This is a genomic window from Haliea salexigens DSM 19537, from assembly GCF_000423125.1.
GTDB classification, from domain to species: domain Bacteria; phylum Pseudomonadota; class Gammaproteobacteria; order Pseudomonadales; family Halieaceae; genus Haliea; species Haliea salexigens.
Genome location: NZ_AUHJ01000003.1, coordinates 1 through 25,221 on the forward strand (window position 1 = coordinate 1; position 25,221 = coordinate 25,221).

At 53.9% G+C, this 25,221-nt stretch carries 25 protein-coding genes; all 25 read right to left on the bottom strand.

Annotated elements, in window-relative coordinates; all coding sequences use genetic code 11:
- Nucleotides 1–16: 16 nt before the first annotated feature.
- The 25 genes from tnpC to hflK all read right to left on the bottom strand — a co-directional run bounded on the left by tnpC (nucleotide 17) and on the right by hflK (nucleotide 25,184).
- Nucleotides 17–1,597, bottom strand: a complete 1,581-nt coding sequence (gene tnpC / locus G533_RS0104205) for an IS66 family transposase (protein ID WP_027948883.1) — start codon at nucleotides 1,595–1,597, stop codon at nucleotides 17–19.
- 89 nt (nucleotides 1,598–1,686) lie between these two features.
- The gene (gene tnpB, locus G533_RS0104210) at nucleotides 1,687–2,022 is read right to left on the bottom strand and encodes an IS66 family insertion sequence element accessory protein TnpB (protein ID WP_027948884.1); all 336 of its coding nucleotides are present in this window, start codon (nucleotides 2,020–2,022) and stop codon (nucleotides 1,687–1,689) included.
- Nucleotides 2,019–2,384: an IS66-like element accessory protein TnpA gene (gene tnpA / locus G533_RS0104215; protein WP_035526448.1), complete on the bottom strand. Its 366-nt coding sequence runs from the start codon at nucleotides 2,382–2,384 to the stop codon at nucleotides 2,019–2,021. Before tnpA ends, tnpB begins: the two co-directional genes overlap by 4 nt.
- 36 nt (nucleotides 2,385–2,420) lie before the next feature.
- Nucleotides 2,421–3,251, bottom strand: coding sequence for an ABC transporter permease (locus G533_RS20475; protein ID WP_051229961.1), 831 nt, complete (start codon nucleotides 3,249–3,251; stop codon nucleotides 2,421–2,423).
- Nucleotide 3,252: 1 nt separating this feature from the next.
- Complete coding sequence (locus tag G533_RS0104225; RefSeq protein ID WP_027948886.1) at nucleotides 3,253–4,347, bottom strand: ABC transporter permease; 1,095 nt, start codon at nucleotides 4,345–4,347, stop codon at nucleotides 3,253–3,255.
- Entirely contained in the window at nucleotides 4,344–6,143 is a 1,800-nt protein-coding gene (locus G533_RS0104230) for an ATP-binding cassette domain-containing protein (protein ID WP_051229962.1), read from the bottom strand. Before G533_RS0104230 ends, G533_RS0104225 begins: the two co-directional genes overlap by 4 nt.
- 6 nt (nucleotides 6,144–6,149) lie before the next feature.
- Complete coding sequence (locus G533_RS0104235) at nucleotides 6,150–7,112, bottom strand: HlyD family secretion protein (protein WP_027948888.1); 963 nt, start codon at nucleotides 7,110–7,112, stop codon at nucleotides 6,150–6,152.
- A gap of 80 nt (nucleotides 7,113–7,192) precedes the next feature.
- Nucleotides 7,193–7,597 (bottom strand): ion channel, encoded by a 405-nt coding sequence (locus G533_RS0104240; RefSeq protein WP_240472366.1) that lies wholly within the window; start codon nucleotides 7,595–7,597, stop codon nucleotides 7,193–7,195.
- A 70-nt stretch (nucleotides 7,598–7,667) separates the two neighbouring features.
- Complete coding sequence (locus tag G533_RS0104245; protein ID WP_027948890.1) at nucleotides 7,668–8,369, bottom strand: lycopene cyclase domain-containing protein; 702 nt, start codon at nucleotides 8,367–8,369, stop codon at nucleotides 7,668–7,670.
- Complete coding sequence (locus tag G533_RS0104250; protein ID WP_027948891.1) at nucleotides 8,366–9,553, bottom strand: cation:proton antiporter; 1,188 nt, start codon at nucleotides 9,551–9,553, stop codon at nucleotides 8,366–8,368. Before G533_RS0104250 ends, G533_RS0104245 begins: the two co-directional genes overlap by 4 nt.
- 35 nt (nucleotides 9,554–9,588) lie before the next feature.
- Nucleotides 9,589–11,883 carry a fatty acid cis/trans isomerase gene (locus G533_RS20480; RefSeq protein ID WP_084638795.1) on the bottom strand — a complete coding sequence of 765 codons (2,295 nt, stop codon included), beginning with the start codon at nucleotides 11,881–11,883 and terminating at the stop codon, nucleotides 9,589–9,591.
- A 14-nt stretch (nucleotides 11,884–11,897) separates the two neighbouring features.
- Nucleotides 11,898–13,052 (bottom strand): phospholipase D-like domain-containing protein, encoded by a 1,155-nt coding sequence (locus G533_RS0104260; protein ID WP_205622542.1) that lies wholly within the window; start codon nucleotides 13,050–13,052, stop codon nucleotides 11,898–11,900.
- Entirely contained in the window at nucleotides 13,045–13,704 is a 660-nt protein-coding gene (locus G533_RS0104265; protein ID WP_027948893.1) for a methyltransferase family protein, read from the bottom strand. The genes G533_RS0104260 and G533_RS0104265 overlap by 8 nt, the downstream gene beginning before the upstream one ends.
- Before the next feature lie 197 nt (nucleotides 13,705–13,901).
- Complete coding sequence (locus tag G533_RS20485; RefSeq protein ID WP_051229965.1) at nucleotides 13,902–15,140, bottom strand: SAM-dependent methyltransferase; 1,239 nt, start codon at nucleotides 15,138–15,140, stop codon at nucleotides 13,902–13,904.
- An 11-nt stretch (nucleotides 15,141–15,151) separates the two neighbouring features.
- Nucleotides 15,152–16,147 (bottom strand): type I glyceraldehyde-3-phosphate dehydrogenase, encoded by a 996-nt coding sequence (locus G533_RS0104275; protein WP_027948894.1) that lies wholly within the window; start codon nucleotides 16,145–16,147, stop codon nucleotides 15,152–15,154.
- Nucleotides 16,148–16,193: 46 nt separating this feature from the next.
- Nucleotides 16,194–16,811: a TPM domain-containing protein gene (locus G533_RS0104280; RefSeq protein ID WP_027948895.1), complete on the bottom strand. Its 618-nt coding sequence runs from the start codon at nucleotides 16,809–16,811 to the stop codon at nucleotides 16,194–16,196.
- Nucleotides 16,811–17,500: a TPM domain-containing protein gene (locus G533_RS25225; protein ID WP_027948896.1), complete on the bottom strand. Its 690-nt coding sequence runs from the start codon at nucleotides 17,498–17,500 to the stop codon at nucleotides 16,811–16,813. Before G533_RS25225 ends, G533_RS0104280 begins: the two co-directional genes overlap by 1 nt.
- Nucleotides 17,493–18,125: a LemA family protein gene (locus tag G533_RS0104290; protein ID WP_051229966.1), complete on the bottom strand. Its 633-nt coding sequence runs from the start codon at nucleotides 18,123–18,125 to the stop codon at nucleotides 17,493–17,495. Before G533_RS0104290 ends, G533_RS25225 begins: the two co-directional genes overlap by 8 nt.
- Nucleotides 18,126–18,154: 29 nt before the next feature.
- Nucleotides 18,155–18,880 carry a DUF4010 domain-containing protein gene (locus G533_RS23310; RefSeq protein ID WP_051229967.1) on the bottom strand — a complete coding sequence of 242 codons (726 nt, stop codon included), beginning with the start codon at nucleotides 18,878–18,880 and terminating at the stop codon, nucleotides 18,155–18,157.
- A 12-nt stretch (nucleotides 18,881–18,892) separates the two neighbouring features.
- The gene (locus G533_RS23315; protein ID WP_051229968.1) at nucleotides 18,893–19,414 is read right to left on the bottom strand and encodes an MgtC/SapB family protein; all 522 of its coding nucleotides are present in this window, start codon (nucleotides 19,412–19,414) and stop codon (nucleotides 18,893–18,895) included.
- 32 nt (nucleotides 19,415–19,446) lie between these two features.
- Nucleotides 19,447–20,796, bottom strand: a complete 1,350-nt coding sequence (locus tag G533_RS0104300; protein WP_205622543.1) for an NAD(P)/FAD-dependent oxidoreductase — start codon at nucleotides 20,794–20,796, stop codon at nucleotides 19,447–19,449.
- A gap of 76 nt (nucleotides 20,797–20,872) precedes the next feature.
- Nucleotides 20,873–22,735 (bottom strand): ATP-dependent zinc metalloprotease FtsH, encoded by a 1,863-nt coding sequence (gene ftsH, locus G533_RS0104310; RefSeq protein ID WP_027948899.1) that lies wholly within the window; start codon nucleotides 22,733–22,735, stop codon nucleotides 20,873–20,875.
- Nucleotides 22,736–22,745: 10 nt separating this feature from the next.
- On the bottom strand, nucleotides 22,746–23,243 hold the full coding sequence (locus G533_RS0104315; protein WP_051229969.1) for a YHS domain-containing protein: 498 nt from the start codon (nucleotides 23,241–23,243) through the stop codon (nucleotides 22,746–22,748).
- 10 nt (nucleotides 23,244–23,253) lie between these two features.
- Nucleotides 23,254–24,207, bottom strand: coding sequence for a protease modulator HflC (gene hflC, locus G533_RS0104320; protein ID WP_027948901.1), 954 nt, complete (start codon nucleotides 24,205–24,207; stop codon nucleotides 23,254–23,256).
- Nucleotides 24,204–25,184 (bottom strand): FtsH protease activity modulator HflK, encoded by a 981-nt coding sequence (gene hflK / locus G533_RS0104325; protein ID WP_027948902.1) that lies wholly within the window; start codon nucleotides 25,182–25,184, stop codon nucleotides 24,204–24,206. Before hflK ends, hflC begins: the two co-directional genes overlap by 4 nt.
- Between the last annotated feature and the right edge of the window lie 37 nt (nucleotides 25,185–25,221).

Consider the following 25,221-nt stretch of genomic DNA (forward strand, 5'->3'; position numbering starts at 1 on the left):
TGTATGCGTCCGGTGATTACACCTTGATCGGAGGTGTCCAGTTATACGGCAGCAGCTCATCAAGGTCTGACTGCCGGGCGCTCGGCAAGCGCTCCAGGACGTCGCGCAGATAAGCCTGCGGATCCAGACCGTTGATCTTTGCCGACTGGATCAGGGTCATCACATTGGCACCACGCTGGCCACTGCGTAGTGAGCCTGCGAACAGCCAATTACTTCGGCCAAGGGCCCAGGGCCGGATCTGGTTTTCCACCCAGTTGTTATCGATAGGCAGATTGCCGTCATCCAGGTAGCGAACCAGGGCGGTCCACCGTTTAAGCGTGTAATCGATCGCCTTCGCAGTTCGCGTGCCGTTGGTCAGCTGGGATCGCTGGCCCGTCAGCCACTCGCGCAGATGCGTTATTACGGGCCGCGCCTCGGTGTCGCGCAGCCGCTGCCTCTCCTCTGGCGGCAGGCCGCTGGCCTGTCGCTCAACGTCATAGAGCATGCCGATGTACGATAGCGCTTTCTCGGCGATGGGGCTTTGGTTCCGCTCCAACAGCTCGTGGAACTTGCGTCGGGCGTGTGCCCAGCAACCGACTTCAGTCATGCCCGTGGCGAAGCCGGCCTTGTAGCCAGTGTAATCGTCGCAGACCAGCTGACCGCGCCAGTCCGCCAGGAAGTCCCTGGAGGCCTTGCCGGAGCGCGAGGGCTGGAAGTCGTAAACGACACCTTGCACCGGGGCATAGCGCGTGGTTGCGTAGGCCCAGATGTAAGCCTGGTGTGTTCGCTTCTTGCCCGGCGAGAGCATGGGCACCGGCGTCTCGTCAGCGTGCAGCACCGCGTGCTCAAGCAACTTGCTCCGCAGGTGCTCCACCAGCGGGGTAAGTTCCACGCCACAGCGCCCCACCCAGTCCGCCAGTGTGGATCGTGGCAGTTCAACGCCGGCCCGGGCGTAAATCTGTTCCTGACGGTACAGCGGGAGGTGGTCCGCATACTTGCTGATCAGCACCTGCGCCAGCAGGTTCGTGGTGGGGATGCCCTTGTCGATCACGTGCGGTGCTACCGGGGCCTGCGTGATGGTCTCACATTGCTGGCAGGCCCACTTGCCGCGGATGTGACGTTCCACCGAGAAGCTGCCGGGTTCATAATCCAGCTTCTCGCTAACATCCTCGCCAATCCGGGTCAGGGTGCAGCCACAGTTGCAGGTGGTGTGTTCCGGTTCATGATGGATCTCGGTGCGTGGCAGCTGGGGCGGCAAGGGCCGGCGCTTCGGTGTGCGGGTTTTGGGCTCCGGCCGCGGGCGACTCTCCGCCAGCCGCTCCAGCTCTTGTTCAATGGCCGCCGTGTCTTCGTCAACGAGTTCTTCAAGGAGGTTGTATTGCTGCCGGTTGACGCCTTCGCTGCGTTTGCCGAACCGATGGCGCCTAAGCAGGGCAATCTCGTGGGTCAGCTGCTCCTCGCGCATAGAGTAGCGGCGAATGGCCTCGTCACGTGCAGCAAGCTCGGCGTCCTGCGCCACGAGGCGCGCATCGCGTTCGCCCAATTGCGCCAGCATTTGCTCCGCCATCTGGCGGAGTTCGGTCTCGTTGAGCTGATTGAGATCGATAGGCGCTTGCATGGGAACACTTTGCCAGCACCAGCAAATCGGTGCCAGCAGCAATCATCGGCAATCGTTCTCTGGAACTGCGAGCGGGATTCTGGTGTTATCTAATGTCGGTCCATAAAGTGCCCAGCGCCGGCATGCTGCCAGGGTAAGCCGACCACCAGGGCCTGCAACTGCGGCATATCAATGCACAATGGATCGCCGGTGCGGAGCTGGCTCCAGACGAACCGACCCTGGTGCAGCCGGCGCGATGCCAGCCAGATACCGAAGCCGTCACACACCAGCACCTTCATCCGGTTGGCGCGCTTGTTGGCAAAGACATACGCGCAATGCGGACGTGCTTTGCCAAAGCGGTTGATGACACGTGCCAACGCCGTGTCCGGTCCGGCGCGCATATCCAGCGGCTCGCGGGACAGCCAGATCTCGTCAATCTTGATCACTGAACGAGCGCCTTGAGCCAAGCGACCGAGTGGTCAATCTCACTCAATGGCCACTCGACGGTGATCGGACCGCGCGGCGTATCCAGCCGGATGCTGACAGTGGGCAGAACTCGCGCTACGCTCCGGCTTGGACTGGATTGGTCTTTGGCCGGCATGGGTAGCCGCACAAACTCTCCGGTGTCATCGACAGTCATCAACTGGCGCCACTTGTGTACCAGGTTGAGGTTGAGGCCATGGCGCAGCGCAACTTCGGCCACGGAGGTGTTCGGTTGCTGGCACTCGGCCAACACTCGATTTTTGAACCCCGCAGAGTAGCGACGGCGCCGCTTGATGATCCTTGGGGGAGACGCTTCGTTATCCATATCAGGTGCCCACTTAAGATTAGGTGGGCACCTAGCTTACGCAGTTTGCGGGGCGCGAACAGATGGGTTTACCGGACGGTTACGGAAGAATCCCGTAAGGATCAGAAACAACGCGAGGCTGCCACGCATTGGCACGTCAAAGGCACGCACAATCAACAGGCTGGGAAACACGGCCAATAGGCCTATGATCATGGTCGGGGCAATTTTGGCGAGGAACAGCTGGAACGTGGAAATCGGCGCAACTAACAGTTGCTCTAGGGTACCACGTTCCTTCTCACGCACAATCGAGGCGGCGGGATGAATGACGCCCACCATCATACCGGCCAGGGCAATCATCGACAGTACCATGAAGCTCGATGTGGTCAGTTGCGGATTGTACCAGACGCGTGTCACCGCGATTGCACCGGTGTTCGCTGCAAACGGCAGTTGTTCGCGGACCAGCCTGGCAAGAACACCTCTCGCGTTATACAGCGAGTTAGCGGCAATATTGGAATCGGTGCCGTCCAATAACAATTGTAGTGTCGTCTGCTCACTGGAACGAATCGACCGCTCAAATCCCGGCGGTATCACGAGGATGGCAGTCACCTTGCCGTGCGCTAAGTGCGTTTCCGCAACCGATACCGCGCTTTCCTGATACTGAAGGTCAAAGGATTCACTCAGGGCAAATTTTTGCACCAACTCGCGACTGATAGTACTGCGGTCCTGGTCAACAATGGCCAGCGGCACATCTTCCACGTCAAAGCTAAGCGCGAGGGTGCAAAACACCGCTTCGACGGTGTATAACCACAAAATCAACACCAGGATCACTCGATCGCGAAAAAACTGGATAACTTCCTTGCGCAGCAGGCCAATCATCGCTATGGACATATCAGGCCACCTTCTGCTTCATACGCCAGACAGCAAACACGAATACCACCAGGGTGTACCCTATCAACAGCAGCAGATTGGGCAACACTGCCTCAACACCCAGCCCTTTTAATAAAATCCCTCGCGACACCTCCATAAAATAACCGGCGGGGAATAACCGACTGTAGAGCTGCAGGCTGTAAGGCATTGTAAAAATGGGGAACAAAAATCCGGAAAACAGGAAAGACGGCATCAGGGTGACGATCAGGGTAATCAGCATGGCGGCAAGCTGCGTTCGCGCCAGGGACGAAACCAGCAACCCGATGCCCACCGTGGTAAACACATAAACCAGTGAGGCGACAAACAACAACGGCAGGCTACCGGCGATAGGAATCTCGAACCAGACAAAGCCGACCAGGATGACCATCAGGATTTCGAGAAAAGCCACCAGGGCATAGGGCAGCAGCTTTCCCAACACATACTCAGCGGAGCGCAATGGCGAGGCATAAATCTGTTCCACGGTGCCTGTTTCTTTTTCCCTGACGATGGCCAAGGTGGTCAGCAACGGCGGAAAAGCCATCAAAATCACCGCAAACAACCCGGGAATGACAAAGTTGATACTGTTCAGGGACGGGTTGTACCAAACGCGGGTCTGCATCTCAACGGGCTCGGGCCGCGGCGCGGGAAAATAAGCGATGACGGCGTCGATATACGCCATCCCCAACCCGGCAACCATTGGATAGCCGCCATCGACGATCACCTGCACCGGCGCCGGCTGATCCCTTAGCAGCGCCCGGCCAAAACCGGGAGGAATCACAATGCCTGCGCGGATACGGGATTGCTGCAGGCTGCGGTCAAGGTCGCGAGTATTGTGACGGTATTCGATGATGTCGAAATAGGGAGAACCAGCAAAGCGCGCCACCAGCGCACGACTGGCAGGCGTATTGTCCTGATCGTAAAGACCCAACGCCAGCTCATCAACATCCATATTGATGGCATAGCCAAACAAAAAAAGCATGACCAGCGGCATCACCACGGCCAGCGCCAGCGTCACTGGGTCCCGCACCAGTTCCCGAGTTTCCTTGAGCAGCAAGGCAACAATGCGACGCGCGTTCATCCCTCACCTTCGCTCAATGATGCGCTATCGGCCCGTGCAACTGCGGTGAGAAAAAGCGTTTCCATATCGGTATCGGGCGACAAGGCGAGAGATTCAATGAGTGCATCGCGGCTACCATGTGCGATCAGGCGACCGTTCATCATCAGCGCCAATCGATCGCAGTAAGCGGCTTCGTCAAGATAATGGGTGGTCACGGCCACGGTCATGCCTTGTGACGCCAATACCCGGATGACCTCCCAAAAGCGGTAGCGCGAGGCGGGGTCAATACCGGATGTCGGTTCATCGAGAAACAGTACTGCCGGCCGATGCAGAATACTGCCAGCGAGCGCCAGCCGCTGTCGGATGGCGCCGGACAAATCCCCGACCATGGTCCGAAGAGGCACCGTCAACCCTGTTACTGCACTGGCCCATGCCACGGCGGCACGCGCGGTATTGCCCGACAATCCGTAGAGGTTGGCAAAAAACGCCAGATTCTCCCCCGCCGTCATATCCAGATAGAGCGAAAATTTTTGCGACATATAGCCGATTTGCCGTCGCAGATTGCGATTTTTCAAACTCACTGCTTCGCCACCGACAACCGCCCCGCCCTCGGCAATTGCCGTCAGACCACAGATGGCCCGGATCAACGTGGTTTTGCCCGCGCCGTTGGGTCCCAACAGCGCCAGCAACTCCCCTCTCTCAATCGTCAGATTAATGCGATCGACGGCGGTGAATTCGCCAAAACGGATACTGAGGTTTTGCGTTTGCACGCCGTTGCGATCTTTATCCGCATCAAGTTTGGCTGCTGCTACAGGGAATCTACTGGCCTGTTCACCATTCCCCATAGCAGGTGGTTCAACACAGTCCATTTCAACCTCCGTACGGCTATCCAGCACGAACAGATCTTCAAGCTGTGGTTCAGCTGGCGTAACCACGGTATTGGCTGGCAGCTCGCGCATGGCTAGTTGTTTGAAATCGTCGGCATCAGTGACGCAGCGCAGACGATCCGGCAGCCGCTGTATGGCGCGCATCCCTTGCAGTCGACGCAGCTTTACCGAGACATCGTCAAGCGGCTCGGGCGATGTCGAAAATGTTACACTGAACACCCGCCCCCTGAGCTGTTCCAGCAGTGCCCCGGGTGTCCCATCCGCCAGCACTTGACCTTCCCGCAACAGAACCACACGGTCGCAGCGCATGGCCTCATCCATATAGGAAGTCGCAATAACGCTGGTGACTTGCCGCTGCTGAAAACGATCCAGCATTTCCCATAACTGGCGACGCGACAGTGGATCGACGCCCAGACCCGGCTCGTCCAGAATGAGCAGTTCAGGCTCATGAATCAGGTTGGTACAAAGGGAGAGCTTTTTGCGCATGCCACCGGAAAGCTTGCCCGCCGGCCGCTGCGTAAAGGTCGTGAGGCCGGCCATCTGTAGCAAGCTGTTGCGTCGCGCAAGGTATTGATCTTGAGGTACGTCGCGGATGCGAGCGGAAAACGCGAGGTTTTCATCCACGCTCAAGCGATCATAGAGGGTAAAGCCCTGCGACATATAGCCGATGCGAGCGGCAATGATTTTGGACTCGCGGCGTGTATCAAGGCCAAACACCCGACAGTCACCGCTGCTGGGGTCGAGGATGCCCGCCAGCATTTGCAACAGCGTGGTTTTCCCGGCACCGTCTGCGCCGACGACACCGACACGCTCTCCCCGTCGCACGGCAAAGCTGATATCACCCACTGCAACCGTCTCCCCGAACCGCCGCGAAAGTTGTTCAGTCTGTAAGATAAGTGCCTGGGGCTGTTCAACAATGGCGTCAGGCATGTTGTATCAACTTGCCGGAACCGGTAGCGAAGCCGGCCATTGTTGGGTGGCGTCCCAGCGAATCCAGGCATCGGCCGGCATCCCCGGTTTCAACAGGCCATCAGGATTGTCCAGTGCCAGGGTAACCCCGTAAACCATGCGCTGGCGTTCATCCGGCATATGTACATCCCGCGGGGTGAATTGAGCAAAATCATCAATACGGCTGACATTGGCGACAAACTCTCGATCGACACCATCGACGCGAATACGCGCCTCATCACCCAGGTGCAGGCGGTTCAGGTGGTTGGCGGAGACATAGACTTTCAACTCCAGACGGTTGAGATCGACAATCAACGCCAGCGGCTGGCCGGCGGCGACCACCTCGCCGGTCTCCACTGCACGAATCAACACCGTGCCCGACAAGGGGGCTGCCACCTCCAGTTTGTTGCGTTGGGATTCGGCCAACGCCAACGTAGCACCAGCGGCTTCCATCTGTGCGTTGAGCGCGTCGCGCTGCTTCTGCAACGCCTGCAAGCGCCCCATTGCTTCTTTAACAGCATTTTCTGCCGTATCGACATCCTGCTGCGTACCCAGTTTCTTTGTCTGCAGGGCGCGTACACGTTCCAATTGGCGCTTTGCAGTCGCGGCGTGGTGGCGCCAGGTATCACGTTCACTGTCAATTACGGCGATGTTCTCCTTAAGTGACTCAAGTTCGCCCTGGGCACCACGGATCTGTTCGTCGGCATCCACCGGATCGATCTCGACAAGTACGTCACCCGTAGAGACCGCTTCGCCTTCCAACAGGCGATGTCGCAGCACCCGGCCACCGCGTTCAGCGGCAAGCTTTACATCACGCCCCTCGATATGCCCGTTACCATAAACGAAGCCCTCGGGTAGCGGTTTACCCTGGGTAAGCCAAAAGAGCCCGTAAGAAACAACGGCAACCAGTACTATCACCGTTAACGACCAGATCCAGGATGGATTTTTCATCTTTTTTTCCTTGGTTCGCACATCAACTCAGTCGGGCAATAGCCCTCGTATCAGGGTGCCATAGACCACCATGCTAATTCTCACTCTATGGAATCGCTCTCTGAACAGGGCTGGCAAAATTTCATCCGGTTCATCGCCAGCAACGAAAAAGAGGCCGACCAGGTGATCAGCACCAGTCCGTTAATGGCCTCCAGCCCATAGAGAATTTTAAACCATCCCGAGGCCGACAAATCGCCGGCACCCAGCGAGCTGTAGGCAACAAATGAAAAATACAGGGTATTGATCCAGTCTTCGAAGCTGGAGCCCGGCAGTTCGCCAAACCCCGGAATAAGATGCGCAAAATAATAAACAAAGGCATAAACCACTACTTCGACGACATGGGCAACAAACAATCCGCAAATGATGGCAATCAATTTAATCGACTGCGCCCATCCGGTATCCAATATTGCCATCAACCGCGTCAAAAACCCATAATGCACCGTCACGGTTAATACCAGTAGAAAAGGAAATAAAATTATCAGAACCATCACATTACCTTATCGAAAATAACCAGGGTTAGGATGTTTTTACACGCAACCAGTGTCGGTGTTCATAAAACGCGCTCCACATTGCGCCAAGGGAAAAGGCAAATAACAACTCCTCTACCGGAATCCCGGCAACCTGTATACCGCTGATATTGGCATGATTCCAATACAGCGCCACAAAACCCGGATGTGAGGCCGCCATGGCGCTAAAAAACAGAAAATACAATCCCGTAAACATCATGGCACCTTTTATTGCCTGCGATAACAAATCCGGCCGGCAAACTATCGTTGTCATTGCACCTCCCAGCAAACTCAACGAGGCGGTATAGATGGCATTCCATGTGGTAAGTCCCTCAAGCCCGAGAAACAGCCACACCGGCGAGCTGAGCAAGAATTTATGGTAGCGATGACGCCTGCTGGATTTCTCGCAATCAGCCAGCGGCTTGAGCACGTATTTATCCGACACCCCAAAGAGACTACTTGCCAAACCACCCACCGCGAAGGAAAAAATGAGGCTTTCGATATCGAAGCCAGTGGCTTCGCCCAAACGAAACAAGGTCGGTGGAAACCAATAGTCCGGGTAAAACAGCGGTTCAGACAGTCCCAGCGGTGCCGTCCCGATACTCATCGTCATCATCTTTACATGCTGGCTCTTTTGCACAATAAAAACGACCAGCCAAATCAGCAACAGAATAAGACTCCAGACGAAGTAAGTGTATTGCATATCCATCATTGACCGTTTTCACTCCGGGGATCGAGATGATTCGCCAGCACCGGTATGACACTGGAGGCGATAATGGCGGTCGCCAGCGTCATCAGTACCAGCGCGATCATGGCGTGGTGGGACAAATGCCCTTGTTGAAGCCCTACACTGGCAACAACCAGCGCAACCTCTGCCCGAGGCAATAGCGCAAACCCAAGCAACCATCGTTCACGCAGTGACAGGAAAGAACCCATTACCCAGGGCGCAAGCAACTTACCGATAACCGCCGCCGCGATGACCAATAGCACGTACCCAATCAACTCATCGTCCGCCAGAGCGAGCTCCGTAATCTGCATACCGATGGCCAAAAAAAACAGCGGCGAAAAAAACCTGCTGACGCTGGCAAAAAATTCACTGTCCGTTGTTTTGGCCGCTTTTGTTGATTGTGCGAATCGCGTTTTAAATACGGCGGCAACCGCACCCGCCGCAAAACCACCGACCACCGGTGAGAGTTCAAAACTTGCCGTCACCCATGCAGCCAGCAGCGCCGTCAAAACGGCAAAAACCCTGCGCAAAAGTGTTAGTCGTCTTAGCGATGAGCGCACCAGCAAGGTATTCAACAGCCACAGAAGAACACTGAGTCCGGACAAGACGAGCAAACTCATTAACAGCGAAAACAAGATGAGGCCCAGACCATTGTCACTGCTCAGCCCCGCATGGGTGGCAGATAACAAATACAACACCAAAATGTCATCGCCGATCGCTGCCGCCAATAATATTTGGCCCACCTTGCTCTCAAGCACCGCAGCATGATGCATCAGGGCGACACTGAGTCCGATACTCGTGGCTGACAACGCGATACCCACATACAGGGCTTCATCAATGTCCTGCGATACGATATAAGCGGCTGCAAATCCCGACAGCAGACTTAAGATTATTCCCGCCAACCCCACCAGGATTCCCGGCTTGATTGCAGCGGCAAAATGTGACCATTGAATATCGTAACCCGCTGAGAACAGGATCAGGATAACCGCCAGTTCCGATAGAACGTGCTCAGCCTCACCAATCCGAATCAGGCTGAAACCCGCCGGCCCCAGCAGCACGCCAACGACAATAACCACCGCCGCCTGCGGCAACCTAAATCGCTCAGACACCCCATCACAGGCGACCATCAACAGTGATGCGGTTAAAAACAATGTCAGGTTAAAAAACAAAGCTGAATTCCCTGTAGCGTGGTTTCATTGCTGTCTCAAAGATTGTCATAACGACTCACATCGAGCAGACCTTCGCCACCACCCATACGGCCTCGATAGTGATGAAGCTTATCCAGGATCAACCAAATTCGGCGGTCTGTCCTGCGGACACCATAACGCTCGACCCATCGATCCATAGTCACCGGGTCGGTGATTTTGTTTGCTTGGCTGGTAAATTTATCAAGCTCGCTGCGCTCTACCCAAAAAATAAAATTCGGATAACTGCCGATAGCCCCGTCCACCAACATCAACATATCTTCATCAGGTATACGACGATCTTCCTCGCCGAAAATAAATGACACATTCGCGTGAGCCTTATTGATAATCATCGACACCACCTGCTCAATCTCACCGTCTTCGTTATGAATCACCAAATAACTCAGTTCGGGCAGGTTGCGTATCCAGGCTGACTGCTTTGCCGACAGGTGATCCAGAGGTTTAAGCGCGTTGGGCACGCGATCACCGATGGGAACGGCTTTATCCCGCGTGAATGAAGATCGATCACGGATCATCTCGACCAGTTCGCTTTTGACATCATGACCGGCATATCGGATGGCTGCCGGGGTATCAATCAACAACTTGGAATGGCCGTAAAATACCTTGGCCTGTGCCAGCGCCCCCCGATACCAGCGTTTAAGAATGGGTTCTCTATCGGCAATGGGTAGGAAGGAGAGAAACAATCCCTCGCTTTCCATGCGCAGATAATCCATGTACATGCGAGTCAATATTTGGTGTGACACACTGCCGAACACATCGAAGTTCACCACCAGGTCGTAGTAAATGCGCTCCAGTGTCGGGTAATCAATGACCCAAACGGTATTGGGATCCTCGCCAATCAAACCCTCCGACACAGAAGCACTGTCGAAATGTCTGAACACAGTGAGCACCGGCGTCGATTGACTTTCGCCCTTCCAGATGGCTGTGATTGGTAGGCCCTGCCGGGTCAGCTCGTGAGATCGATAGGCGTTGTCACGGAATTCCAGGTAGCGTCGGTGGGCATGAAGCCCCTCGTGCCACAACGCGGTAAAGTCCAGAGGACCAGCGCTTGTCGGCGGAAGATCCAGAAAGGGTATTGTGTTAAAAAGATAGGCGTTATCGACCACCGACAAGTCATACTCCGGCGACAGGAAGGCCACAAAGAAATAATCGTTAATCACATTCAACGCGACCTGCCCGCGACAGACCGGACCTTTGATAAAGGATTCAACAAAAAATTGGACGTTATCCAGCATAAATCGATAACGGGCATCGGCGGGAATAGCACTGAACGTCAAGAACGGATTGGTCGCATTTTTCGTGGTGTAGCCAGCCGACTCAGAAACCTTCCAGTCACTGTAGAAAAACAGGGAGTTCCAGCGAGCCATACGACGCTGATCGAGTGGATAAACGCTATGTGTTTTATCCAGGAGTGTTTCCCTGACAGGAATGAGCCGGTAGTAAAACGGCTTTTCCCCAGGGTCACTGTTAGGACGACGAGCCGCGATTTCATTCGGCGCAATAGCCGTCGGTGTCGATGATCGGATCAACCGAAAGTAATAAGTTTGCTCCTTATCGGAAATCGCCAAATGCCCCAGAAACAAATGTTCATACAAATAGCGGGAAACCAGTTTATGCCGGGGTGATTTTTCGTTGAAAAATGCCTCCCACTGGTCGACTTGCGCGATCACACTGGATGGCAGATCAAGAGGTGGATCAAAATCCGGATAGCCCTGCTTTATCCAGTTTTCCAACTGCAGTTGTTCCTGGCGCGGTAAGGGCGCCATGCCATAGGGCATGGCGGCCATCGGCTGTTTGGCAAGAAAATTATCAACTTCTTCGATTGTTGCCGCACAGGACAATTCACGGTTGATATCCAACGGAAAGTCCGTGGGCAATTTTCCTCCGGAGGGAAAGGTATTCTCGGGTTTGCGTGTAACAAGCCTGTATAACGCGTCGTCCAGATAGTCGGTATTTTTGGGCGAAGCTGAGGTGGCGGTAATCACCTCGTGAAAGCCTAGCTTGCGCCAGTCGGTGACGGACCGGCCGTCAATAAACAGCCTTGTGGTGACGTCTTCTGAGAATCTGGAGGGGTTATAGACAGTTTGAGGGGTCGCTCCGCGCAAGAGCCCCTCATAAGCACCAAGTTTTAATTGACAGGGGGCGTCATAACAGCCATGGCACACCACGCAGCGTGTATCCAGGATGCGCTTTACGTCGGTGCTTTCCGAATATTGGGTGGCGTCAGCCCAACCATTGCCGATCATCAACAGAAAGGCGGCGATCAATATTGATATTGTTTGTATTGGAATCATTGGCACCAACCTGTTCACAGCCAGCGTTTAACCATCATGGCAATCCGCTCCAACCATCGCGATACCCCATCGCGCCGTTCCCAATCCTGAGACTCGATGCTTTCCGACTGCGATAAATCCTGCAGGAACTGCACTTTAAGTTCGGCGGCCAATCCCCTATCGGCTGTTGCCAGATTGAGTTCGTAGTTAATAAATAAACTGCGGTAATCCAGATTGGCCGTTCCCACCATCGACCAGTTGTCGTCGACTACCACCGTTTTTGCGTGCAGCATTCGCGGCAGGTACTCAAAAATTCGCACACCGGAATCGAGCAAGGAGGCATAAATATGACGGGCGGCCCAGCGCGCAATACGCACGTCACTCTCACCGGGAACCAGTAGCCTGACATCCACGCCACGCTCAGCGGCCTGACGCAATTGGCTGAGGGTATGACTATCGGGGACAAAATAAGGGGTGGTCAGATAAATAAACGTCTTCGCCTTGTCGAATGCCGCGCCGTACACACATCGCAAGCGGTGGCGACAGGTCAGCGTATGATTGTGCAGCAGTCTGCTGCCCGCTTCCTTTTGCATGGGCTGCCAACGCAGACGACCTTGCCAAAATGCGTCAAACAATTGCGCGGCCACGTCGACAAGTGAACCGCCAAAACTCACATGGGTATCACGCCAGCGCGCATCCCCGTAATACTCCCTGGAATTTTCCTGATGTATATTGAAGCCACCGAGAAAGGCGACACGACCATCCACAATCAGCATTTTGCGATGATTACGGCGGTTATAGCGCCAGGGCCTGCGCCAGCTCCAGCGGTGAAACCAGCGCAATTTCACGCCGTTACAACGCAGGTGATTTTGCATCTTGCGCGAAAACCAGAACAGCGAGCCCGCCGCATCAATATGCACCTTTACCGCGATACCCGCCTGTGCCCGTTCAATAAGCGCCTGACAAAACCGATTGCCTACTGCGTCATCGGCAAAGATATAGCATTCCAGCCGGATACTCTCTTTAGCACCCGCTATCGCCGAAAGCATGGATGCATATAAATCATCGCCCTCGGTAAACAGCTGAAAGGTTTCCATAGCATGAACAGGTAATGTGGCGCAATCGTTGCCGTTACACTGGTTTTCCAGTCCGTCCGGCCTCACGTTCAACCCGGCGCAATATTCAATCATCAGAATTCAAACTGGAACTGCCGACAAACGCTCGCCATTGCTCCCGTCGAGGAATAAACATAGGCACCCGTTGCTGGTAGGCGCGATAGGTTTCGCCAAATTTCGCCAACACCTGGCGTTCTTCCTTGCGGGCCAGCATGAAGTAGGCAAATACGATCACGGGGAAAAGCCCCACGGAAAAAAGAGTGGGCCAGTGCACTACACCCTCGCCAAACAGCGCGATAAACAGGCCCGTGTATTGAGGATGCCGGACAAAACGGTACAACCCATCGGTCACCAGCGTGTTTTGTTGACGTGCGCGATGCACCTGTCGCCAGCCCTGGAAAAAAATGCCAATCCCGAGTAGCACCAACGCATAACCCAGAATCATCGAAATCATCATGCCCGTCTCGCCCATGCCCAATAAGGTGGACCATAGGCTGGCATTCAGATCGTACCGATCAAGGCCAAAGAACCGTGACAGCAAATATATGGTTAATGGGAATCCATACATTTCAGCGTATAGCGCGATAATAAATGCCTGCACCACGCCCGCACTGGCCCATTCATGCCAGGATTTGGGTGCCAGATAGCGATAAAAAAACCAGGAAATCACCACGATCATAATGATCGCGAGCGCCCACGCGCCTGAATGTTGTATCGTTTGTTCCATCTTTAATCCTCCAACTCACGTGCTGTTATGGTAAATTTCATATTTGTTCGACAATAGCCTGTCCAGCACCAGACAAGCGGTAATATCGCCGGTGACGTTGATAGCTGAACGCTTGAGATGTCTTTTCTTCATGCGCTTTACTTATGTCGTAAATTGCATAGACCTTATCTACCAACGACCGAGGCAGAACCGTGCTACTACGGTCGGCCCAATTCCACCTGCATCACATTGATCCCCCCGGCACGAAACATGCCAGCACAACTGGCCAGGTAGAACCGCCATTTGCGTATAAATTTTTCGCTGTAGCCTAGCGCCTGTATTGCCGGGATGTGTTTATCAACGTTTGCCAGCCATTGTTCCAACGTAATGGCATAATCCAGACCGAATTCAAAAACATCATTCAGCACCAGGCCGCTGTCCACAGCAATCGCTTCAAAGCGTTCCCTGGAGGGCAGCATACCGCCGGGGAAAATATGCTCTCTGAGAAAATCACTGCCAGCCCTATACTGCTCAAACCGCTCTTCTGCGATGGTAATCGTCTGTATCATGGCCTTGCCCGCAGGTCTTAGGTAGTTGTGCACATCCTTCATATACGTGGACCAATACGACTCGCCAACGTGTTCAAACATCCCAATCGATACCACGTAATCGAACGATCCCGTCAGTTCGCGATAATCCTGCAATCTAACCTCGGTATTCGCGTCCAGTCCGGCAGTGTAGAGTCGTTCAACCGCAAATTGCGCCTGCTCATTCGATAGCGTCACTCCCATAACATGGCAATCACTCGCAGCCGCGACTTCCATAAATCCACCCCAACCACAACCGATTTCCAGCATGTGGCTTCCGGGTGCCGGGGCCAATCGCTGAAGGATCCGTTGGTATTTGGCTTTTTGCGCATCAATCAGTGGAACGGAGGCATCGCCGTTAAAGAGAGCGCTGGAATAGGTCATGCTCTTATCCAACCAGAGCCGGTAGAAGTCGTTGCCCAGATCATAGTGCTCGTGCACGTTTTGACGGCTACGTTTGAGCGTGTTGGAGAATAGGTGGTGTTTGCACCAGTACAGTAGTTTTAGCCATAGGTTGGTCTGTAAATACCGGTCGAAAACGGCCAGATTGGCGGCGGCTAAACGCATGAGCGCCAGCAGATCGGGCGTGGACCACTTGTCCGCCATATAGTCCTCTCCCAGACCCACGTCACCGTGGGTGATCAGGCGATCAATCACACCCCAGTGATATACAGTCATTTCTGCATTCACACAGGCACTTTTCCCTTCATGGTATGTCGTCTGTCCATTGGGCCAGGTAAGCGACAGAGAACCGAACTGAAGCGACTTCAAAGCCTGCAAGAAAAGCTTGCGGTGGATATTGCTCACTTTTCCTTTATTTGCTTCAGGTATCTCAGATTCACTGTTTTCGGAAAAATATGCTTTGTCCATGCTTCCCCTCCTCACAGTGTTTCCAACAAATCCAGTAGACGACAGGCATAGGCGTATTCGTTGTCGTACCACACTTGAAGCTTTATGGTTCGGTCACCGATGAGTCGTGTGGATAGCCCGTGAACAATGGCAGAATGGGCGTTGCCGATAATATCGCTGCTCACCCACTCCTGCAGAGTAAAATCCATGACACCTTTAAGAGCGTTTCCACAGGCATCCAACAAGCGTTGATTGACTTCATCAACCGTCACTGGTTGTTGCAATCGCACCGTAATATCGGTCAAGCCACCATCAGCTATCGGCGCCCTGACCGCCAGGGCGGAAAACTTCCCGGCAAGATCGGGCAGCACAGCCGCGACCACCTTGTCCGCACCGGTGGAAGTGGGCACCAGGTTGAGGGCCGCCGCGCGACCGCGAATGCGCTTTCGGGAGGCGACATCCACCAGCCCCTGAGAGGAGGTGTAGGCATGAATGGTGGTGGCCGACGCCGTCTCAATACCCCAGGCTTCCAGCAGCACCGCCAGCGGCGGCACCAGGGAGTTGGTGGTGCAGGAGCCACTGGAAATGATCTGGTGTTGCTCCGGGTTAAATGCACCCTGGTTAACGCCATAGATAATGGTTAGATCAGCCGATTCAGACGGGGCGCTGATTAACACCCTTCCCGCCCCCGCCGCCAAGTGCTTCGCCGCATCGTCGCGCTTTCTGAATACGCCCGTGGCTTCGAGCACCCAGTCCACCGCCAAATCCGACCAGGGCAACTGCCCGGGATCAGGCTGATGATAAATCGGAATGGACACACCGGACACGCTCAACTGATCACCGCTGGTTTCAACAGGAGCTGCGAGGCGACCGTGGACCGAGTCATATTTCAGCAAATAGGCCAGCGTCTCGCAGTCGGTCAAGTCATTAAGCGCAACCAGTTGCAGGTTTTCAGGCATGCGCCGCAGGTATTCGCGAATAACTAACCGGCCGATTCTGCCGGCGCCATTGATTGCAAATCGTTTCATGGCTCTTCTCCCTATTTGCGTATGAATTTCAGTTAGTGGTACTGATTCAATCGGGCAATACCACCAGCTTGTTGGGCAACTCATTTTTGTCTTGCGTTGCCGGGTAATGCTCTGCCAGTAAGCGACCACAGGATTGAATGCACTGAATAAATCCCTCAGCAATTTGCTTGCGCTTTACCTGTTGGACAAAGGCAGAAACAATGTCCTGCCATTGCTCATCCGCTATTTTTTGGGCGATACCCCGGTCGGTAAGGATTTCCACATAGCGTTCCTGCGCTGACACAAAAATCAGTAGGCCCATCCCTTCCCGCGTATGATGCAGACCGTTCTCCAGAAACTGCCGCCTCGCCATATTGGCAGCGCGCCAGTAGCGAACCGGTTGGGGAATAATCCGCTGAAAAAATGGCTGCCAGCGAAATAGCAGCCAGGACGCGACGAAGACCAGCAACTGCAACAGTGACACTGCGCTACTGTGTCCCCACCAGGGTGTTAATACCAACAGCAGAGGTGACACCAACGCGAGCAACGCTGCCCAAAGGGCTGGAATGTAATAATAATCATCGCTGCGTGGCGCAAGCACGCACACCACTTCCGCATCGGTGAGTTGTTCGACGTCACTGATGGCCTGACTGATCTGTTGCTGTAACCGTTTTGAATACTGCATCACCAACCTCCCGAGGCGCCGCCGCCACCAAAACCACCGCCACCGCCGCCGAATCCACCGCCCCGGCGCGAACCACCGTAATGGCCACCATGGTGGCCATAAAATCCCCCCATGCCAAAGCGCCGTAGAAAGATCAGGGGAAGAAAGAAAATCACCCACCAGGGTGGCAATTCATTGGATTGATTCTGGGGCGATCTGAAACGGTATTGTCCACCCATGGCCTGAATAATGGCATCCACACCTTCGGTAATACCCTGGGCGAAGTCGCTATCACGAAACTGCGGCAGGATCACCGCCTGTATAATGTTGGCGGACAATGCATCTGTCAGCACACCTTCCAGCCCATAACCTACTTCGATACGTACCTTGCGAAGACCTGGCACCACGATCAGCAAGGCGCCATTGTCCTTACCTTTCTGTCCGATACCCCACGCCCGTCCCAGCTGGTAGCCGTAGTCCTCGATTGCCAGCCCTTGCAGGTCCTTCAGCGTAACCACCACCAGTTGATTGCCAGTCGCGGCCTCGTGGGCCTGCAACTGCTGCTCAAGCTGTTGTGCCGTGCCGGAATCCAGCAACCCGGCCTGATCGACCACCCGACCGCTGAGCGGGGGGAAGGAGACCGCCGCGAAGAGCGGCAGACTGGCCCAGAGCAGCAGTAGGCAGGTACTGATTCGCCATACGCTAGTCATTGAAATCTACCTTGGGCGCCTGTTCTGCATTCTGGTTCGTAGCCTCATAGGTTTCCCGTAGCGGCATATCACTGTAAAGAATCCAGTGCCAGATCCTGCCGGGAAAGGTTCTTATCTCCCTGTTGTATTGGTTGACTGCCTGAATAAAATCGCGACGGGCGACGCTGATTCGGTTCTCAGTGCCTTCCAACTGGGATTGCAACGCCAGAAAATTTTGATTGGCTTTCAAATCGGGATAGCGCTCAACGACGACCATAAGACGCTGTAGCGCACTTCCCAGCTCGCTCTGAGCTGCCTGAAACTGCTGTAGCTTCTGTGGATTATCAAGTAGATCTTTGCCCGCCTGAATGGAACCGACTTTGGCGCGGGCCTCAGTCACCGCTATCAGCGTTTCCTGTTCATGGGCGGCATAACCTTTGACGGTGGCGACTAGATTGGGAACCAGATCCGCACGCCGCTGGTACTGATTCTCCACCTGGGCCCAGGCAGCTTTCGCCTGCTCATCGTAGGTGGGGATGTTGTTAACGCCGCAGCCGCTTAACCACGGCAGCGTAAATAACAGAACCAGCAGAGCGCGGGGGAATAATGGTCTGAGTTTCCATCGAGCGTTTATCAACGTTGTCATAATCTTCTCCATCGTCAGGGTTATAGGGGTTACAAGAAACGATCCGCAGCGAGACCCAACGCGATGCCGATCAACAAGGTTAAAAAGCCCATGGCCACCGGAAGACGCAACGTCTTAGCCCCCGCCGTCAGGACAATCGCGTACTTAAAAATCAGGTTGGCTACGAAGGCGATAACGATGGCGGTTACCGCCACTGGTGAACTGAGTGTCTGGCTCGATACCAATTTAAGATTGGAAATGGTAATGGCATCCAGGTCCGTCAAACCTGAGATAAAGGCCACGACATAAACACCGGTATCGGCGAAGTTGTCGTTCATCCACGATACCAGTAGCAATACCACAGCGAATGCCGCCGCAAAGCCCAGCGCCGTTTTCAGCTCCGCCGGATTTCTGACCTCCAGATCCGGGAGGGCTTTTTGTGCACTGACAGCACGACGATAAGCCCAAAGCCCATAAACACCACCCACTAAACCGCCGCCTAATAACCAAGGCAACATGGGCCGCAACATCGAAGGCTCTACCACTGAAACCAGGATACCAACGCGAATGAACAGGACAATGTGCGAGAGCAGGATGATGGTGCTGGCAACGGTGGAAAATCCCCGTAGGCTCTTACTGTGTCGCGCATAGACGAGGGTCGTCGCGGTGGTGGAAACCAGGCCACCAAACAAGCCGAGAATCAGCAGCCCTGCCTTGCCGTCCAGACAGCGTAGCGCTACGTAACCGGCGAGACTGATACCGCTGATCAACACCACCAGCCAACCGGTTTAATACGGGTTAAACACCGCATAGGGACCATAGGTGGTATCAGGCAGGATGGGCAACAAAATAAACGCGACCGCCGCAAACTGGAAGAACGACCGGATATCCTTATCCGTCAACTGCTGCGGCACCTGCCGCAATTGCTCGCGGAAATACAAAATAGCGGTGATAGCGATGGCTAAAGCAGACGGCAACAACGGATGGCCAAGCCACAAACTGTAGCCCAGTGCAAAAGCAATCAACCCGGCCATCACCGTGGTCGTATCCGACTCTTCGGATGTGGACTTTGCCTGGGCAACGACCAATGAAAGACCGACCAACAGACCAAGCACAATGGCCAGCCCCACATTCTGATCAGGTGTAGCAATATAGCCGGCCAGACTGCCGGAAAGCGCAATCAGGGTAAACGTGCGCACACCGGCAATGGCGTTATTGTGGCGCTCACGTTCAAGCCCGATCAAAAAGCCGATGCCGATACTTTGCGCAAACAACATCAGATGGGAAAGTTGCGTTTGGTATTCATTCATTAATCTGATAATTCATGGTTCACATAAATTTCCTAGTGCAGTTTCAACACAGGCCGCAAGCGTCGATTGATGCGCCCAACCAGTACCAGTAGCGCTGTCTTAACGTAACCGTGTAAAGCAATTTGGTGCAGGCGATACAGCGATATATAAAGATATTTGGCAATACCTCCCTCCACAAATATGTCGTTTTTAAATAACCCTGCGAGAACACCAACGGCATTGTAGTCCGCAAAAGAAACTAATGAACCGTGGTCTTGGTAGGCAAACGTAACAAGCGGACGATTTTTCAGTTGCCTGACTATATTTCGACAAACAGCATTCGCCATTTGGTGAGCGGTCTGGGCACGTGGCGGCACTAAAGCTCCATCGCTTAGCGTGCAGGCAGCACAATCACCCAATGCATAGATGGCGCTGTCATCAATTGAGCGTAGATTCTGGTCTACCACTACCTGGTGGAGTTTATTAGTTGTCAGCCCATCGATATTTTCCAAGACTTTCTGGCATTTCACTCCCGCACACCAGATAACAACATCAGCTGGTATCCGCGTGTCATCGTCGACTAGGATCCCCTCATGATCAACGGCTTTGACGGTGACACGGGTGAATATCCGTGCACCCAATTTCGACAATACCTTGGTCGCTTTTTGCGAAATATGCTCCGGCAATACACCGAGGAGACGATCCGATGCCTCGATGACATTGACCTCCAAAGTGTTCCGGTTTACGGACCTAAATCCGTACACCTTCAATGCATCAGTGGTTTTATACAATTCCGCAGCCAGTTCAACGCCGGTGGCACCACCTCCAACAATGGCGACTCGCAATGGCCCCTCAGCACCCGACGCTTTGACTTTCAGAAAGGCATTGAATAAGCGCTGATGGAGGCGGCTGGCCTGGTCAGTGTCGTCAAGTGTGAAACAATGCTCTCTAACACCGGGCACCGAAAAATCGTTAATGACAGAACCCACTGCCAATACCAGGATGTCGTAGTTCACGCATCTGGGGGGCACCAGCACTTCGCCCGATTGATCACAGATTGCTTCGAGCGCCACTTCCCTGCTGGGTCTGTCCAACCCTCGCAGTGTCCCCAACTGAAATTCAAATCCGTTATTGGCTGCATGAGCACGATAGTCCACCCCATCCATATCAACATCGAGAGACCCCGAAGCCACTTCATGAAACAAAGGCTTCCAGATATGAAACGGATACTTGTCGATCAATAGAATGGATACACCCGGTAGTTTTTGAGCTGCACGCCCAAGGCGCGTCGCCAATTCCAGGCCGCCTGCGCCTCCACCCACAATCACAATCCGTGAGCTTGTTGTCATCGGGCCACCACCGGCCGGTACTCGAGCTCCCGGTGGTTCAACCAGCGCTGCCATTGACCGCCCAGCCAGAACGCAGCTAATAGGCCAATAAACAGATAAACCAGAACAACCCAACTCACTCTTCTCTGCATTAACGGTGCTCCCCAGAAAGATAACGGGAAAAAGCCGCCTGTTCGATTGCATCGGATACGCTGATTTTCTGTTTAATGGTCGCTAAGACGTGGTCATCCAGGGTTTCCTCCGCCAGTAACTGCTGAGCGGTTTCCTCCAATACTGACTGGTTAAGCGACAAGATATCCGTTGCCAATTGGAACGCCTCGTTCAACAGTTGATTGACGGCAGCCGATACCCGTTGTGCCATGTCAGGGCCGAAGCGCAGACCGGAATCATCGATAGATTGATCAAGAAACTGTGACTTCTGTGATTCGATGGACAACATACCAATCTCGTCCGACATGCCATACTGGGTCACCATGGCACGGGCAATATCAGTGGCTTTCACCAGATCATCGGCGGCGCCGGTGGTCACTTCGCTAAATATCAATTGTTCTGCTGCCCTCCCCGCCAACAGCACGGCAATGCGATTCTGCAAATCTTTTTTGCTCATTAAATAGCGATCCTCCGAGGGGCGTTGAATGGTGTAGCCAAGCGCCCCCACTCCACGGGGGATGATGGAGACTTTTTGAATCGGTTGCTCCGGGCTGAGCGCCATACCCACTAAGGCATGACCCATTTCGTGGTGCGCGACGATGGCTTTTTCCTGAGGGTTAATCAGTTTATTTTTCTTTTCCAGACCGGCAATGATGCGCTCAATGGCATTGACAAAATCCTCCATGGAGACACTGTCGGCACCGCGCCTCGTAGCAAGCAAAGCCGATTCGTTAACCAGGTTCGCCAGATCCGCGCCACTGAATCCAGTGGTTAGCGACGCAACTGCTTCTATGCTGACAGCCTCATCCGTTTGTATCTTTACCATATGAACGCGAAGTATCTGTTCACGGCCGACTTTATCCGGGCGGTCGACCAATACCTGACGGTCAAAGCGGCCAGCGCGTAGTAAGGCCGGGTCGAGGATTTCGGGCCGGTTAGTGGCCGCAAGAATGATCACACCTTCAGAGGGATTAAAACCATCCAGTTCGCTGAGTAACTGATTCAGGGTTTGTTCACGCTCATCGTGGCCCCCGGACATGGGGCCTACACCGCGCACACGACCCAAGGCATCCAGTTCGTCGATAAAAATAATGGCGGGGGCATGTTGCTTGGCCTGTTCAAACAGATCCCGCACTCTGGCGGCACCAACACCGACAAACATTTCGATAAATTCCGAGCCGCTAATGGAAAAGAACGCCACTCCGGCCTCCCCCGCCACGGCGCGGGCGATCAGTGTTTTACCGGTACCCGGCGGGCCAACCAGTAATACCCCCTTGGGAATATGGGCACCCAATCGGCTATATCTCCCCGGTTCTTTTAAGAACTGCACCACTTCCACCAATTCTTCCTTGGCCTCATCCACCCCAGCCACGTCATCAAACGTGACGCCCGTATCTTTCTCAACCAACACCTTGGCTTTGCTCTTACCGATATTCATCATGCCGCCCATGCCCTGCTTGTCGGCAAATTTACGGAACATCAAAAACCACACCAGGAAAAACACCAGTGCCGGAGCGATCCAGCCGATTAATGTGGCAAGCGGCCCACCGGAGACAACACCCTTGTAGTCCACGTTATAGGGGGCGAGTTTTTCCGCCAGGTCGATATCGACCCGGGGTGTAACGAAGTGGTCTTTGCCCTCAATCGGCTCCTTGAAGCTGCCGCGAATGGTTTGCTGATCAACCACCAGGTCTTTTAACCAGCCCTGTTGCAGGTAGCGCTCAAACTCGCTGTAACTCAGTTGAGCCTGACTAGCTGTGTGTCCCCAGAAGCTCTGAAACAGCACAACCCCCCACAGCGCCACAAACAGGTAGACCAGATTCAATTGCTGCTTTTTATTCATTGCATTTTCCTCAGTGACAACCACCGTCCTTGGTCAGGTGTGCAAGGTTGTCGAGTTCACACTCCTCGCTGTAATGAATCAGTCCCCGTTTAACCTGATCCAACACACCTTTGCGAAACCCAACTGCCGCTTTCTCGATGGCTTTTTCAATATCCTCCAGAGAGACTTGAATGAGGTCGTAAGTCACGTACAAGTCTTCACCTTCAAACACAATTGCTTCAACACCCATCAGCATCTGCAGTGAGGCTTCCAGTTCTGCTTTAAGGGGATCGCTGATGGCTTCGCAAAATCGAATGCGACGCTTCTTTAACACCACCTGGTCTTTCTGCTTGGGTGACTTGCCATGTTGGGGGTCACCCACAAACAGATGTGGATGGGACTTAAATCGCTCCAGACACTGGGTCGAACAAAAATAGTGATCAACGCCCTGATAGTTCACCAACAGTGATCGGTTGATTTTTGTCATATAACAAACAGGGCAGTGAATCGTGAATTCCAGTTTGTTCATCAAAACCTCCTCAGGGTTGCTGGCCCACGCCATTCAACAACTGGTACAACTCGCTTTCGGTGGTTAATACCAGCGTGGTGGAAGGATCAATCACCTGCTTGTAGGTTTCCAATGTCTTCACAAGGTCATACAGTTCACGTGACGACTTGGTTTGGTTGTAGGCCGCCGCATAGATTTCTGTGGCTTTGGCATCGGCCACACCTTGAATAGATTGAATTTTTCGGTACGCTTCGGACTCAATACGCTGCAGGTCTTTTTCCTTGTTGCCGATAATTTTGGCGGCCTCACCGGCACCTTCGGAACGAAACCGCTCAGCAATCTGCTGGCGTTCACTGATCATTCTGGCGTAGATTTTCTGCCGGACGCTTTCGTTATAGTTAATCCGCTTAAACCGGATATCGAGCAACTCAATACCGAATTCCGCCAGTTTTACGGACGCGGCGGAAAAAATATCCTCTTCAATTTGCCGCCTGCCGCGCTTAATCGGTAGCAATTTTCCAACGTCCGCTTCTGCCAGCAGGGGATCAACAGCAGGCGTTCTGTCTTTGGTGGTTCGGACAATTTCAATCAATTCGTGTTTGGCGACGGCATTGCGGGTTTCACTGCCGAGAATATCCTCCAGCCGGGACTGGGCACTGCGCTCGTCCCGTAACCGCAGGAAGTACTGCAGCGGATCTTTGATTCGCCAGCGGCCGAAGGTATCAACCGTGATATAAAGCTTGTCCTTGGTCGGCATATCGTTGGCGGAACCATCCCAAAGCAATATCCGTTTTTCGATACGATTGACTTTCTGGATAAAGGGAATCTTTAATTTCAGGCCGGCTTCATTAACAATTCCGCCCACGGGTTTACCGAACTGCGTCATGATCACCTGCTCGGTTTCGTTCACGGTATAGAACGCTTCATAGGCAACGATCAGTAGCGGAAATAATACCGCCAGCGCGATGTAGATGAATCTGTTCATCGGGGTTCTCCTTGCATGGCGTTGAGTTGCAGCAACGGCAAAACGGACGCTGCTTTATCGTCGAGCACAATTTTGTTTTTCACGACTGGCAATACCTCCTGCAGGGTTTCCAGGTAGAGTCGCCGCTTGGTAACCCCCGGTGCCTTGATATATTCAGCCAGCAGCGCGTTAAATTTGGCCGCGTCCCCTTCCGCCTGATTGACACGCTGGATCGCATACCCTTCCCCTGCCTGGATGGAGCGTTCCGCCGTACCCCTGGCTTGGGGTACGGCCTTGTTGTACTCGCCGCGGGCTACATTAATCATGCGCTCACGTTCCTGCTGCGCTTCGTTGACTTCATCAAAGGAAGCCTTTACCGGTTTCGGCGGATTGACGTTCTTGAGCTGCACCTGATCTATGCGCAAGCCCATTTCATAGAGGTTAACCACCTCCTGCATCTTGGTCTGGGCATTGGCCTCAATGTCCTGACGACCGATGGTCAACACTTCATCTACCGTACGATCACCGACAACTTCGCGCATCACCGATTCGGAAATGTCCCGCAGGGCATCCCCCGGATCGCGCACTTTGAATAGGAAGTCGAAGGCGTTCTCAATGCGAAACTGAATCACCCACTCCACCAGCGCCGCATTCAAGTCTCCGGTAACGATGGTGGTTTCCAGCTCCCATTCCCTGGGATCGGACATCTGTGGCGTAAACGTCGCGCCGGGTGTACCGAAGCCAAATTCTTCTTTGAGCTGACGTTTCACTGGGACCTGAACCACCTGATCAACACCGAAGGGAATTTTGAAATGCAGGCCAGGATCGACGACATAGTGGTAGTGACCAAAGCGCTGTACGACGCCGACGGATTCCGCCGAGACTGTGTAAAAACTGCTGTAGCCCAGATACACCGCGAGCGCGATGACAATACCCAAAGCAATCTGACGCGGTGAAATGGGTATGTCCGGCAATGATTGTTCAAACTTATCGTTCATGGCTGTTTCCTTTTCTTTGATTGCTTAGGTGGCGCGG

Bases quoted from the DNA above. Each gene is read 5' to 3' on its own strand.
- G533_RS20485 (WP_051229965.1), bottom strand. From the start codon at position 15,140: ATGGACAAAGCATATTTTTCCGAAAACAGTGAATCTGAGATACCTGAA.
- G533_RS0104235 (WP_027948888.1), bottom strand. From the start codon at position 7,112: ATGAAAAATCCATCCTGGATCTGGTCGTTAACGGTGATAGTACTGGTT.
- tnpC (WP_027948883.1), bottom strand. From the start codon at position 1,597: ATGCAAGCGCCTATCGATCTCAATCAGCTCAACGAGACCGAACTCCGC.
- G533_RS0104245 (WP_027948890.1), bottom strand. From the start codon at position 8,369: ATGATGGATATGCAATACACTTACTTCGTCTGGAGTCTTATTCTGTTG.
- G533_RS0104315 (WP_051229969.1), bottom strand. From the start codon at position 23,243: ATGAACAAACTGGAATTCACGATTCACTGCCCTGTTTGTTATATGACA.
- G533_RS0104290 (WP_051229966.1), bottom strand. From the start codon at position 18,125: ATGACAACGTTGATAAACGCTCGATGGAAACTCAGACCATTATTCCCC.
- hflC (WP_027948901.1), bottom strand. From the start codon at position 24,207: ATGAACAGATTCATCTACATCGCGCTGGCGGTATTATTTCCGCTACTG.
- G533_RS20475 (WP_051229961.1), bottom strand. From the start codon at position 3,251: ATGTCCATAGCGATGATTGGCCTGCTGCGCAAGGAAGTTATCCAGTTT.
- G533_RS0104260 (WP_205622542.1), bottom strand. From the start codon at position 13,052: ATGATTGAATATTGCGCCGGGTTGAACGTGAGGCCGGACGGACTGGAA.
- G533_RS0104275 (WP_027948894.1), bottom strand. From the start codon at position 16,147: ATGAAACGATTTGCAATCAATGGCGCCGGCAGAATCGGCCGGTTAGTT.
- hflK (WP_027948902.1), bottom strand. From the start codon at position 25,184: ATGAACGATAAGTTTGAACAATCATTGCCGGACATACCCATTTCACCG.
- G533_RS0104225 (WP_027948886.1), bottom strand. From the start codon at position 4,347: ATGAACGCGCGTCGCATTGTTGCCTTGCTGCTCAAGGAAACTCGGGAA.
- G533_RS0104300 (WP_205622543.1), bottom strand. From the start codon at position 20,796: ATGGCAGCGCTGGTTGAACCACCGGGAGCTCGAGTACCGGCCGGTGGT.
- G533_RS0104280 (WP_027948895.1), bottom strand. From the start codon at position 16,811: ATGCAGTATTCAAAACGGTTACAGCAACAGATCAGTCAGGCCATCAGT.
- G533_RS25225 (WP_027948896.1), bottom strand. From the start codon at position 17,500: ATGACTAGCGTATGGCGAATCAGTACCTGCCTACTGCTGCTCTGGGCC.
- G533_RS0104230 (WP_051229962.1), bottom strand. From the start codon at position 6,143: ATGCCTGACGCCATTGTTGAACAGCCCCAGGCACTTATCTTACAGACT.
- G533_RS23315 (WP_051229968.1), bottom strand. From the start codon at position 19,414: ATGAATGAATACCAAACGCAACTTTCCCATCTGATGTTGTTTGCGCAA.
- G533_RS0104265 (WP_027948893.1), bottom strand. From the start codon at position 13,704: ATGGAACAAACGATACAACATTCAGGCGCGTGGGCGCTCGCGATCATT.
- G533_RS20480 (WP_084638795.1), bottom strand. From the start codon at position 11,883: ATGATTCCAATACAAACAATATCAATATTGATCGCCGCCTTTCTGTTG.
- ftsH (WP_027948899.1), bottom strand. From the start codon at position 22,735: ATGAATAAAAAGCAGCAATTGAATCTGGTCTACCTGTTTGTGGCGCTG.
- tnpA (WP_035526448.1), bottom strand. From the start codon at position 2,384: ATGGATAACGAAGCGTCTCCCCCAAGGATCATCAAGCGGCGCCGTCGC.